Genomic DNA, 12,906 nt, shown 5'->3' with positions numbered 1-12,906 from the left:
ATGCTGTACAGATCAGCGGGCGACATCCCTGTCGCCTTCCGCGTATCCTAATATGTTGAATGATTCTTTAGCAGAAGATTATGAATATTGTCCTCCTTGACCCACGCCAAACTGAATCTGAATACTGGTCTATTACCAGCAAACGTCAGTTAGAGCATCTACAGCAACATCTAGAGATTACTGTAGGTGATACGCTTAAAGTGGGTATTCGTGAGGGAAAACGCTATCTCACCGAAATTGTGGAAGTGACCGAACACGCTATAAGATTAAAACCGCTCAAAGAAGAAGATGTTCCAGCCAAGTTGCCAGTAACTTTAATTGTCGCTATGCCACGTCCGAAAGTGCTGCGCCGCCTGATTATGGATAGCGTGACCCTGGGGGTGGAAAAAATGATTTTGCTGCATAGCTATCGTGTGGATAAAAGCTATTGGCAAACCCCATTTCTACAGCAGCTGGATCATTATGTCACACTGGGTCTGGAACAGGCAGGGGATACGGTTGCACCGCAAATTGAAATCCATAAACGCTTTAAACCTTTTGTTGAAGATGTGCTGCCCGGTTTAATTACGGCAGAATGTCCTGCTTATGTAGCCCATCCTTATGTAGAGCAATCCATGCCTTTTGCCATTGATCATCCCTGTACCATCGTAATTGGCCCAGAGGGCGGTTTTATCCCTTATGAAATTGATTTACTCATAAAAAACGGCTGCCAGGCAGTCAGCCTGGGCAACCGTATTATTCGGACCGAAACGGTAATTCCTTACATATTGGGCCGCTTATTTAGCACGTGCTGATTCAGCGAGTTCTGTCGTGTCATTGCCACGATAGATTTTGACTTCCTGTACCGGATAAGGAATCGAAATTTCATGTTCAGCAAAGGCTTTAATCACGCGTTCCTGAACTTCGCTGATTGAACCTGCGGTGGTGGTTTCTGTAGTATCGACCCACCAACGTACATTCAGGTTAATCGAGAAGTCTGCAAGTGCATTGACGTTTACTGCAAATCCAGGCTGGCTCAAAATGGTCGGGTCTTTATCTAAAATGCTTAAGATAATGCTCTTGGCTTTTTGTACATCATCTTCATAACCAATCCCCACCACAAATTCACAACGACGGCGTTGATAGGCCGTGTTTACAATCACGGCACTGGTATATACCGTCGCATTGGGAATCACGATGCGGCGACCATCGGGAGAACGTAAGTAGGTTGCACGAATCTGGATATCCTCAACCGTTCCTTCCATGCCCGAAACAATAATGTCATCGCCAATTTTGAACGGTTCACCCAGCAGGATTAAGATGCCAGAGAGCAGGTTCTGGAAAATGTCCTTGAACGCAAAACCGATGGCAACCGAACCAATTCCCAGAGCACTCATCAGCTGACCCGGGGTAAAACCTGGAATGGCAATCACCATGGCAATTAAAAAGCCGATAAAGATGATGGCAGAACTGCCGACACGGTTCAGCACCAGTACCAGGTTTTGTTTGGTGTAACTACGGTCAGTAAGTGCTTTACGGACAAAGAGCTTAAACAGTTTTGACAGCAACCAGAAAATGCTAAAGACCACCAACGCGATACATAAATAAGGCAGGCGTTCCCAAAAGGCATCAACAAATTTGTCGATGGTGGAATAGGCATCATTGTATTTTGCTGTATGTTCAATGACAGTTTGCGCTGTCTTTTCTGTTGCTTCTTGCAAAAGTTGAGAGGTGTCTTGAGTTACCTCATTCAAGGCGTTTTGTTTTTCAGCCACAAGTTTTCCGGATGATGATCATTGCCGGACATTTTGCCTGAAACTGAACAAAAATTTAACCGACAATATTTAGCATTCATTGACGTTTTGTCAAAAATTGTCAGCCAACTTTAGAAATATTGAGTGCCTTTTTGAATGACTTGTGGGGGAACTTCCAGTTCACCTGTACCAAACTGATAAGATATTATGCTGCCTGAAGCCAAGAAGCTCAGAACTGCGAGGATGATCATCAACCAGGCCAATATTTTTTCCCAGACCAGTGTTTCACGCGGCAGTCCATATTTATTGCTACCTTTAGTCCCTGAACCCAAAAGCAAATACAGCCCCATAAAAATATTCACCAGTGGCAGCAGGAACAGCAGGGTCAGCCAGCCACTACGGTTCAGATCATGCAAACGGCGTATGCTAATCATGATCAGAAAATAGATATACAGCACCAGAATGGCTACGAAACCGAGTCCGGCGATTCCTGTCAGGGTATTGACGAACTGATTGTCCATCGACAGGGTATGAAAGTTAAAGATACCCATGGTCAGGCTAAGAGCAATGGTGGCAAAGAAAGCAATCAGATGCACAAACCCATACCAGCCAATTGAACTCAGACGACCAAAACGACCTTCTGGAGAGAGTGGATTATCTGACCTGGCCGGTTGGACGCGGGAAAAAAAGGAGGAGTCGTCGTGCGGGTTCATACGCGTTTTCCAAATAAAATTCAGAGAAGAAAAATATTGTATTTTGTAAAGTTAACAGTACGTTCTATGCTTAAATTATAAGATTAAAAGAACAGGTCAGATACTCATAGAACCATATTTTTTTGTTGAATATGATGAGAGGTCTGTGTTTTAAATTGTATAAATAAACTACGACCAAAGCATGATTGAAGCGGTTGAAAAATAATCGCCATACTGTAAATACGCAGTCAATAAATAAAGCAATAACGCGGCATAACATCTCGTGATGAGATGAATAAGATCAAGGAAGTAAGCAATGAATGAAATCTATCCTGTACCAGAAGAATTTAAAAAAACCGCTCGCACCAATGAGTCTGAATATTTCGAGCGTTATCAGAAATCCATCGAGCAGCCTGATGAATATTGGGCTGAACAGGCCAGCAAGCTGGACTGGATCAAACCGTTTACCCAGGTCAAAAATACCAGTTTTGACAAGGACAATTTCAAGATTGAATGGTTCGCTGATGGCCAGCTAAACCTCAGTGCCAACTGTTTGGACCGTCATCTCAAGGAACACCCTTATAAACCGGCGATTATCTGGGAGGGTGATCACCCGTCCCGTCATAAGATTATTTCCTTTAACGAACTTTATGATGAGACCTGCCGTTTTGCCAATGTCCTGAAAAAGAACGGGATTAAAAAAGGCGACCGGGTGGTGCTATATATGCCGATGGTTTCGGAAGCCGCAATTGCGATGCTGGCCTGCACCCGGATTGGTGCGGTACATTGTGTGGTATTTGGCGGCTTTTCACCAGATTCTCTGGCCAGCCGGATTGAAGATAGTCAGGCTAAAATGGTGATTACCGCCGATTCCGGCATGCGCGGCGGCAAGCCGATTCTGCTTAAAGCCAATGTTGATGAAGCCTTGAAAATTGCCGGGACTGAATCGGTTGAACATGTGATTGTGGTACACCGTACTGGCAACCCGATTGAAATGCAGCCAGGGCGTGATCTGTGGTATCACATGGAAATCATGTCGGTGAATGAAATCTGCCCGCCTGAACCGATGAATGCCGAAGATCCGCTATTCATTCTGTATACCTCGGGTTCGACCGGCAAGCCTAAAGGAGTGTTGCATACGACCGGTGGCTATCTGACTTATGTGAATTCCACTTTCCGCGAAGTGTTCGATATCAAGCAGGATGATGTGTTTTGGTGTACTGCGGATGCGGGCTGGATTACCGGGCATTCCTATGTGATCTATGGCCCACTTTCCAATGGCACCACCACGGTGATGTTTGAAGGCGTACCGCAATATCCAACTTGGGCGCGTACCGGTCATATTGTCGATAAGCACAATGTTTCCATCCTCTATACCGCACCCACGGCGATTCGTGCCATGATGCGCGAAGGCGATGCCTTCGTTCGGGAAAGTGACCGCAGCAGCTTGCGCCTGATCGGTTCGGTGGGTGAGCCGATTAACCCGGAAGCCTGGAACTGGTATTATACCGTGGTCGGTGAAAGCCGCTGTCCAATTGTCGATACCTGGTGGCAAACCGAGACTGGCGGAATCCTGATTTCACCTTTGCCGGGTGCAACCGATTTAAAACCCGGTTCTGCAACCCGACCATTGTTCGGCATACAACCCGCCATCGTCGATGCTGAAGGCAAGGAACTTGAAGGTGAAGCCGAAGGCAACCTGATCATTAAGGATTCCTGGCCGGGTCAGATGCGTACCATCTGGGGTGATCCTGAACGTTTTATCGAAGCCTATTTCTCGACTTATCCGGGGACGTATTTCACCGGAGATGGTGCCCGCCGTGACAAGGATGGCTATTACTGGATTACCGGACGCGTCGATGACGTACTGAATGTTTCTGGCCACCGTTTGGGTACGGCAGAAGTGGAAAGTGCCTTGGTAGCGCATGAGCATGTCGCTGAAGCGGCGGTGGTCGGTATGCCGCATGATATTAAGGGACAGGGTATCTGTGCATTCGTCACCTTACAGGCAAATTTTGAGGAATCCGAAGAGCTGCGTCATGAACTGATTAACTGGGTGCGTAAGGTTTTGGGACCCGTAGCTACACCGGATGCCTTGTATTGGGCTCCAGCTTTACCGAAAACCCGTTCCGGTAAAATCATGCGCCGTATTTTAAGAAAAATTGCCGCCAATGAACTGGACACTTTAGGAGATACTTCAACCCTGGCCGACCCACAGGTGGTGAACAATCTGATTGCAACGGTCTATCCCGATAAATAAGTCATTTATAAAAATACCGCCTGAAAATGAGGCGGTATTTTTATTTTATGTATAAGCACAGCAGGCATTCAGATAAAGCAGCAAAACATCATCTGCTAAGCTAAAAATATAGCAATAATCAGATCATATTATGAATGCTTCATCCCCGCTTTTAACTTCAAATCCATTATACATCGCTCAACAACTGGCGGAACAGTTTGCAACCACTGCTGCTGAACGTGATAAACAGGGCGGCAACCCAAAACAGGAGCGTGATTTAATCCGTCAAAGTGGTTTATTGGGGCTGTCTATTCCTGTGCAATATGGCGGTCAGGGCGCAGACTGGAAAACAGTTTTTCAAACCATTCAGACTATTGCCCAGGTCGACAGTTCACTGGCACATGTTTATGGTTTTCATCATTTGCTGATTGCGACGGTGCAACTGTTTTCCCAGCCTGAACAGTATGGAAAATGGTTGGAGCAAACTGCAAAAGAAAACCTGTTTTGGGGCAATACTTTAAATCCCTTAGACCGACGAACCATTGCAACCCAAGTGTCTGAAAATGCATATCTATTTCATGGCGACAAAAGCTTCTGTTCAGGTTCGATCGATTCCGATGTATTGCTCTGCTCAGCTTACAACGATAAAGGTAAATTGTTGATAGGTGTGATTCCGACAGCCCGAGAAGGGGTGAGCTTCTTAGGTGACTGGAACAATATGGGACAACGCCAGACTGACAGCGGTACCAGTCATTTTGAGCAGGTTAAAATTAAAAAAGATGAGTTATTGCTCAATCCGGGACCCCTGAGTACGCCGTATTCAAGTTTACGTCCGTTGATTGCGCAACTGATTTTTGTGCATCTGTTTTTAGGCGTGGCAGAAGGCGCTTTTGCAACTGCCAGACAAACCGTACAGAGCCAAAAAGCCTGGTCCAAATCCTTGGTGGAAAATGCGGTCAATGATCCGTTTACGCAAAAGCACTTTGCCGAATTTTATGTACAGTTGGAAGGCGTACGTTTACTGGCAGCTAAAGCGGTTCAGAGCTTACAGACGGCATGGGATCTAGGCAATGACCTCACTGCTGAACAGCGCGGTGAAGTGTCTATTGCAATTGCGACTGCCAAAATTGCGGCGACCAATACCTCGTTGTATATCACACAAAATATTTTTCAGGTGATGGGTGCACGTGCCACCACAGCCCAATTAAATCTGGACCGTTTCTGGCGTAATGTGCGTACCCAAACTTTGCATGACCCGGTGGATTATAAATATCAGGAAATTGGGGAGTGGGTGTTAACGGCTAAAGTACCTGATCCGAGTTTTTATTCGTAATGAAATCAGAAAATGCCATTTTATGAAATGGAGCCTTTTTACTTCTAGATTTAAAAATGAATTAAGAGCGTGGAACGTGAAAAATCACTTTAAAAAGCCTAATTTGTGAAGATTAGGCTTTTAGTTATATTTAAATAATTGATTTATATAAAATAAATTTTAATTTCGTATAAGGTGTATTATGTTAATTTTAGAAAAACTAAAATTTAGTGAGTTTTTTTGTGAGTAATAATGCATTAACGTGGTTGGGGCTCTTACTTGGATTCCTACTCTATCCAATAATTATATTCTTTCTGCTCGCTCAAAGACACAGTGGTTTAAACTATATTAATGATTTATCTAGTTTTAATAAAATAGTTGTTTTCATATCTTGTGCTTTAATATTTCTCATACCAACTTGGAATGAAAGATGTCTTATAGACAGTGAAGGGAAAAGCCCACATTGGTATCAAAGATATTTTGTGCCTTTGATATATTTCATAATTGGAACCATTTTTACAGGAATGTTCTTCATTTTAATTATTAGATAGCTTTTCCAAATGACCTCTATAGCTAAATTACTTTTTTATGATACATTCTTATAATTATAAGATATTGATATAATTAACTTTATTAAAGATATTCTTCGTAACATGCAAAATCAGTTTAGCTATATCTAACATAATGGCTGTTATACGAAATAAAAAAGATTTTTAAAATATTATTGTTTGTCAAACACTTAAATCCATAAATCCCAAACCCAAGAGATCAAAAAACACACGTTTTAACAACTCGTGTATTTTTTAGCCGGATATGTAATGTTTTGTCAATTAAATTGATCAATAAAAATTCAATTTTATAATTTTTGGTGGGTTATTAATTCTTCCGGGACAAAAAGAATGCCCATATTTTATGGATGAAAAAATGTCCGTTTTTGTACGCTTTGGCGCACATCAATTTAAGGATTTTGCGGATGGGCGCAGCCGAGTTTTTTTCCTATGATGAATTCATACAGGAACAGGATGTTCTGGAACATAAAACAACAATAAAACGTTCATACACCAGGATTGTGAAGCAAGACAGGAGTCATGCTTAACTACCCCATACGAAAAAGCCCGACAGGATGTCGGGCTTTTTTATATCATTTTATTCAGCCACAATTACTTTGCTGCCTGTTCTACGGCAGGTAGTGAAGTTACAGGCTCTTGGTCAGCAGAAGCGGGACTTATCTTTTTATTGATGGGCCTATGATCCATCATTGTCCCGATGGGCGATACGCGCCAAATCATATTGCCCACATCATCAGCGACCAATATCGCTCCGAAACGATCAACCGCTACGCCAACCGGCCGTCCAAGTGCTTCACCTTGATCATTTAAAAAACCGCTTAATACATCTTGGGGCATACCCGAAGGTTGGCCATTTTGAAAGGGCACAAAAATAACCTTATAGCCGCTATGCGGTTTACGGTTCCATGAGCCATGCTGACCAATCAGCGCACCACTGCGATATTGCGGCATTAATTGAGCCGTATAAAATGTCAGGCCTAAGGAAGCCGTATGGTTACCCAGAGCATAATCCGGTTTAATCGCACGTGCGACCAGCTCAGGATTTTGAGGTTTGATCCGCGTGTCTACATGTTGGCCATAATAACTATAGGGCCAGCCATAAAAAGCACCATCCTTGACTGAGGTCAGGTAATCGGGCACCAGATCATTGCCAATTTCATCGCGTTCATTCACGACTGTCCATAACATACCACTCTGTGGTTGCCAGTCCATTCCATTAGGATTCCGCAGTCCTGTAGCAAAGGGCCGTGTTTTGCCACTGGCAATATCAAATTCCATAATTAATGCCCGACCAGTTTCCTGGTCTAGGCCATTTTCTGCCACGTTACTGTTTGAACCTACGGTAATATAGAGTTTGCTGCCCGCAGGGTTGGCAATGACGTTTTTGGTCCAATGATGATTGAGCGGGCCACCGGGTAAATCCAGTACTTTGCTGCCGCTTGCGGTAATTTGAGTTGCACCTTTTTGATAAGGAAAGCGCATTAAAGCATCCGTATTGGCTACGTACAGCGTATTGCCGACCAGCGCCATACCAAACGGAGAGTTCAGATTTTGTAGAAATATGGTTTTTTGATCAGCGACACCATCGCCATTACGATCACGCAGCAGGCTAATACGGTTGGCACTCTGATGCGATGATCCGGCACGTTTCATCAGCAGTTGCATGATTTTGCCCCTAAAGCCTTTACTGTCATCTGGTTTGGGTGGTGCATCGGTTTCAGCCACCAGCACATCGCCATTTGGCAATACATACAGCCAGCGCGGATGTTGCAGTTCTTTGGCAAAGGCCTGAACTTTCAAACCTGGAGCCGGGGTGGGCATGGTGCCAGCAGGCCAGCCTTTGGCTGGTGCGATATTCACTGTAGGAAACAGACTGGATTGGGGTTCAGGCAGATGAGGGTATGGACCATAACTGTCTAAGATTGGAGACCTGGATGACGAGGCACATCCGCTTAATGCCAGTACAATGGCAGCTCCCGCAAGGGGCAGTAAGAATTGAGCAGACATCTTTATTTCCAGCTTATTTTTTGCCGCTATCGCCTTACTTTAAAATTTTGTTGCGGCAGTCACCATGCTGTTCTTGTTTTTTCTGGTTGCCGATTGGTTATTGCGTTCGGTTTGAGCGAAGGTAGCTCTGCTGCATAAGCAAAAAAATCCCTCAAGCCGAGTCTTGAGGGAAGATTGGAGATGCCTTTGATTCTTGTTTTTTAGCTCATCAACTGTCGCTTAATCATTCAGCTTAAGCGGACTTGGCGGTCACAACGGATAGCTGTTGCGCTTCCAGTTCACGAACCAATGGCAATACTTTTTGTCCGAAATATTCCACTTCTTCAATGAAATGCAAGAAGCCAGACAAAATCAAGTCCACACCGACTGCTTTCAGTTCAACAATACGTTCTGCAATTTGCTGCGGCGTACCAATTAAATTGGTCTTAAAGCCATCGTTATACTGCACCAAATCTTCAAAGGTCGATTTTGCCCAGTTGCCTTCACCCTCTGCTGTTGCAGCACCCGCTTCACGGGTAGCATCAGCAAAAGATTTCACTGCCTGGACATTGGCTTTGGCCACAATTTCCTGCAGCACGGCTTGGGCTTCTTCTTCAGTATCACGGGCAATAATGAAAGCATTGACCCCAATTTTCACGGCATGGTTATTGGCCTTGGCTTTTTCACGGATATCATCAATCTGCTTTTTCAGCTCTTCCACTGTGTTGCCGTTGGTAAAGTACCAGTCCGATACACGCGATGCCATATCACGCGCTGCACGTGAGCTACCGCCTTGAAAAATTTCAATATGCGGTTTTTGTAGCGGTTTTGGACTGAGGGTGTAATCTTTGAATTGATAGTATTGACCATCAAAACTGAAATGATCCTGCGTCCAGATACCTTTAAGGCTACGGATAAATTCTTCTGAACGTGCATAACGCTGGTCATGTTCAGACCATTCTTCACCAATGGCATCAAATTCGCCGCGGAACCAGCCACTGACCACGTTAATGGCAATACGGCCATTGGTCAGGTGGTCAATGGTCGCCAATTGCTTTGCCGCCAGTGCCGGTTTCCACGGACCCGGCAAAATTGCAGCAATCACTTTGAGTTTTTCAGTTTTGGCCAGGATGCCATGGCTGAAGCTAACCGATTCATGCTGGTTTTCTGCGTTATAACCGGCAGTAAAACGAATCTGGGTTAAGGCATAGTCAAAACCGCTTTTTTCCGCAGCTTGCGCCAGACGGACATTATAGTCATAACTCCAGTCCGTACGCTGTTCAATATCGCTGACCACCAAACCGCCGCTGACGTTTGGTACCCAATAAGCAAATGTAATGTTCTTATCTTGTATCGACATTCTGTATACCCTCAGGATGTAATTTTTTAGCGCTCTTAAGCGACTTGTGACTTCGGTACTTTTTTGCTGTGCAGGCGTGCTTCTGCGGCATCAAGGCTTGGCACTGCAGCAGAAGGAAGGACTTCTTCTTGTTCAATTTGCTTGTTGATACCCAGATTCTGGTTGGCTAGCTGAGATTTCTCTTTGACCACTTCAGCACGCTGGCCTTTGGCAGGAGCCCATTCAAGAATTGGCAATGCACGTGCTACTGCGAGGGTAATGCGGTCACGCAGCAGTTCACTGTGAATGGTATATTCAGGGGTAAAGTCACGGTCTGTTGCATAAACACCAATCGGTAAGGTTTGTGCCTGGAAGAAGCTGAATAATGGACGCAACTGATGTTCAAGCACCAAGGCATGACGCTCGCTACCCCCTGAAGCTGCCAGCAATACCGGTACATCGACCAATGCCGTCTGTTCTACAAAGTCAAAGAAGTGTTTGAAAAGCCCGGTGAATGAGGCACGGTAAACTGGTGTGCCGACAATCAGGGCATCTGCTGCTTCAACTGCGGCTAGATCATCCTGTACACGTTGTGGCAACTGGTTACGGTAAATTGCACCGCCCAGTAAAGAACCGATTTCGCTAAATTTGATAAAGTGAACATGAATGGGGGTTGCTTCACCGAGTTCATCAATAATGGCTTGTACCAGTGCCTCGGTTTTAGAAGGATTGTTTAAGCCGCCTGATACAGCAACAATATTCAACGGTTTTTGCGCATTTAAAATAGACATTTGGGGATAACCTAAAACATAAAATCTTGGAATAGCTTTATTAATCAACAGCAGGCATATTCTGTAAAATAAGCAAATCAAGAAAAGTTATCTTATTTTGAGATATAAAGGAAAAAGTCACCAAAATGTGCTTTTATATGATTTAGTACGTTGATTTATATATTTATATTGCTTATTGATAAGTATTTTAAATTGGCCGATAAAATTTATATCAAAATATGATTAGGTTTGATGATTTTGCGAAAAACCTTGAAAAAAGGGGATTTTTGAGAAAATAATCTCATATCAGATGAAAAAAGTTATTCATTGCATATCCTTAATAGCACTAGTGTGGTTAGAATAGCTCTTAATGTGCACAAGATCTTTCATGCTGCTTATGAATATTTTAATCGTTGATGATCATCCACTGTTTCGTCATGCCTTGATTCAAGCCGTTCGTTACAGCTTGCCGCAAGCGCAAATTCAGGAAACAGCTGCAGTAAATGAGTTTTATGAACGCTTAGATAATGGGCCGGAACCAGATTTGGTTTTACTGGATCTCAATTTGCCGGGAGCTTCGGGCTTTTCGGCTTTGGTGCATGTTCGTGCACAATACCCGTCCATTCCGATTATTGTGGTGTCTGCACATGAAGAAGTGTCAATTATTCAACGTGCCATAGCCCATGGTGCAATGGGTTATATTCCGAAATCTGCGCATCCAAGCCATATTGGTGAAGCGATCCGTCAGGTACTGGAAGGAGAAATCTGGTTACCGCCAAATTTACCTGCCAACATGAATTTTGACCCGCGTGCAGCGGATGAAACTGCACTGGCAGAACGTATTCAGTCACTTACACCGCAACAATTCCGTGTATTGATGATGGTGGCGGAAGGTTTGCTGAATAAACAGATTGCTTATGAGCTGGATGTTTCTGAAGCGACCATCAAGGCCCATGTCACGGCCATTTTCCGCAAACTGAATGTGCAAAACCGTACTCAGGCAGTATTGGCCATCAGTGCCCTGAATATTGAAGAAAAGAAAATGTAATCTGCTGAATACAGCATTCAACGAAAAAGGCACTTGATCAAGTGCCTTTTTTTGTAATCAGTGCTTTAGATCAGGCAACACAGCTTTGTCTGGGAGTACTGTCGGTGCAAAATAAAGGATTGAGTGCACATTGCAGATCATCAATTTGCTCTTGAGAGACATAGGCTTTCTCTTTCAGATATTCAGCCACACTGTCATCGCGTAAACTTAAAAATGCGGCATCATAAACGCCCAAATCGACAAACAACGCTGCGGTTTCCAGACTGTTAAAGCGGTCTAAATAGACATCACTGCCATACAGCAGGAAAATATGATCTTCATTGGCATGGGGATTGATTCCTAAATGCTTTGCCAATTCCAGTGGTGGGGTTTTAATAAACAGCAGATCAGAGAGTTCATCAAACTGGGTGGTATCGAGCAGATTCTGATCGGTTTTGACTTTTCCAAGCCATGCCTTAAACACCAGCACCGCACCACCACGCAATAGCATGCTCCAAATTTGGTGACGTACTGTATCTGTCAAGTCTCTAGCTTCGGCTGCTAAAGACTGAATCAACTTGTCTTCCTGTTCAGCGAGGCGATCAAATAAACCTAAACCTTGCGGTTTATAGGCTGCAGGGCTAAAGACATCAAAATTCAACTCATCGAAGACCTGTAAGGCAAGCGGGACAGCACTTTGATACAAGGTATTCAGGGCTTGAATATGAGTGTCCTTTAAGTGGCTGGGTTTAAATAGTTCGGTCCATTGAATTTCGGGTAACAGGGCATTGGCCCCATATTGACGATAAAATTGTTGCGATTGATCTATGCCATAACTTCCGGCTTCAGAAATGTTCATCTTAAACTCCTGTATTTTCTATGATGATCAGTTTCGTGGGCCGTGTTTTGAGGCAGTCTGATAGACAGATTAAACTGACCATTGATTACTCTCATATATGAGCTTGGCTGACCGCAAACGAAATACGACTAAAGTTATATAATGGATTTTTACTGTAAAAATATTTTTAATAATAATAACTTGAAAAATTGTAACTAATTATACAAATGTATATTTAAATTTTGATCATCTTTGCCATAGGAAATATGACATTGAATTTTCTGGTCAATAAAGCGGTAGCCAAAATAAAGAAATTGAGCAGTTTTGCCTAAAATGAAAAATAAATTGCCAGTTAGGTTAATAGAGGGTGTTTTTATGTAATGAAAACACCCATTTCACAT

The 12,906-nt window shown here is 43.6% G+C and carries 10 protein-coding genes; 4 read left to right on the top strand and 6 right to left on the bottom strand.

Going from position 1 to position 12,906, the window contains the following annotated elements:
- The first annotated feature begins 80 nt into the window (after positions 1 to 80).
- Positions 81 to 794, top strand: coding sequence for a 16S rRNA (uracil(1498)-N(3))-methyltransferase (locus JFY49_RS15360; protein ID WP_166170639.1), 714 nt, complete (start codon positions 81 to 83; stop codon positions 792 to 794).
- Here JFY49_RS15360 and JFY49_RS15355 read toward each other — a convergent pair.
- Both JFY49_RS15355 and JFY49_RS15350 read right to left on the bottom strand, forming a co-directional pair.
- The gene (locus JFY49_RS15355; protein ID WP_166170641.1) at positions 777 to 1,754 is read right to left on the bottom strand and encodes a mechanosensitive ion channel family protein; all 978 of its coding nucleotides are present in this window, start codon (positions 1,752 to 1,754) and stop codon (positions 777 to 779) included. The two genes, JFY49_RS15360 and JFY49_RS15355, sit on opposite strands and share 18 nt — an antisense overlap.
- Positions 1,755 to 1,864: 110 nt before the next feature.
- Positions 1,865 to 2,446 (bottom strand): DUF805 domain-containing protein, encoded by a 582-nt coding sequence (locus JFY49_RS15350; protein ID WP_166170643.1) that lies wholly within the window; start codon positions 2,444 to 2,446, stop codon positions 1,865 to 1,867.
- A gap of 295 nt (positions 2,447 to 2,741) precedes the next feature.
- Between JFY49_RS15350 and acs the strand changes: the two genes are divergently transcribed.
- Together acs and JFY49_RS15340 are read left to right on the top strand one after the other, a co-directional pair.
- Positions 2,742 to 4,685 carry an acetate--CoA ligase gene (gene acs, locus JFY49_RS15345; protein WP_200223356.1) on the top strand — a complete coding sequence of 648 codons (1,944 nt, stop codon included), beginning with the start codon at positions 2,742 to 2,744 and terminating at the stop codon, positions 4,683 to 4,685.
- A 130-nt stretch (positions 4,686 to 4,815) separates the two neighbouring features.
- Positions 4,816 to 5,997 (top strand): acyl-CoA dehydrogenase family protein, encoded by a 1,182-nt coding sequence (locus tag JFY49_RS15340; protein WP_200223355.1) that lies wholly within the window; start codon positions 4,816 to 4,818, stop codon positions 5,995 to 5,997.
- A 1,139-nt stretch (positions 5,998 to 7,136) separates the two neighbouring features.
- On the opposite strand, the gene JFY49_RS15335 is transcribed toward JFY49_RS15340, so the two are convergent.
- From JFY49_RS15335 to msuE, 3 genes are all read right to left on the bottom strand, one after another.
- On the bottom strand, positions 7,137 to 8,552 hold the full coding sequence (locus JFY49_RS15335; protein ID WP_166170784.1) for a PQQ-dependent sugar dehydrogenase: 1,416 nt from the start codon (positions 8,550 to 8,552) through the stop codon (positions 7,137 to 7,139).
- A 232-nt stretch (positions 8,553 to 8,784) separates the two neighbouring features.
- Positions 8,785 to 9,891 carry a dimethylsulfone monooxygenase SfnG gene (gene sfnG, locus JFY49_RS15330; RefSeq protein WP_166170782.1) on the bottom strand — a complete coding sequence of 369 codons (1,107 nt, stop codon included), beginning with the start codon at positions 9,889 to 9,891 and terminating at the stop codon, positions 8,785 to 8,787.
- A gap of 35 nt (positions 9,892 to 9,926) precedes the next feature.
- Positions 9,927 to 10,661, bottom strand: coding sequence for an FMN reductase (msuE, locus tag JFY49_RS15325; protein ID WP_200223354.1), 735 nt, complete (start codon positions 10,659 to 10,661; stop codon positions 9,927 to 9,929).
- A gap of 376 nt (positions 10,662 to 11,037) precedes the next feature.
- Here msuE and JFY49_RS15320 point away from each other — a divergent pair, with 376 nt between their 5' ends.
- A complete protein-coding gene (locus tag JFY49_RS15320) occupies positions 11,038 to 11,688 on the top strand; it encodes a response regulator (protein WP_086196617.1) in 651 nt (216 codons plus the stop codon).
- 70 nt (positions 11,689 to 11,758) lie between these two features.
- Here the strand turns inward: JFY49_RS15320 and JFY49_RS15315 are convergent, their stop codons facing one another.
- Positions 11,759 to 12,526, bottom strand: a complete 768-nt coding sequence (locus JFY49_RS15315; RefSeq protein WP_166170780.1) for a hypothetical protein — start codon at positions 12,524 to 12,526, stop codon at positions 11,759 to 11,761.
- Positions 12,527 to 12,906 lie beyond the last annotated feature (380 nt).

The sequence above is a fragment of the Acinetobacter sp. CS-2 genome (assembly GCF_016599715.1).
GTDB lineage: Bacteria > Pseudomonadota > Gammaproteobacteria > Pseudomonadales > Moraxellaceae > Acinetobacter.
This window is presented reverse-complemented; position numbering and strand designations above follow the sequence as displayed.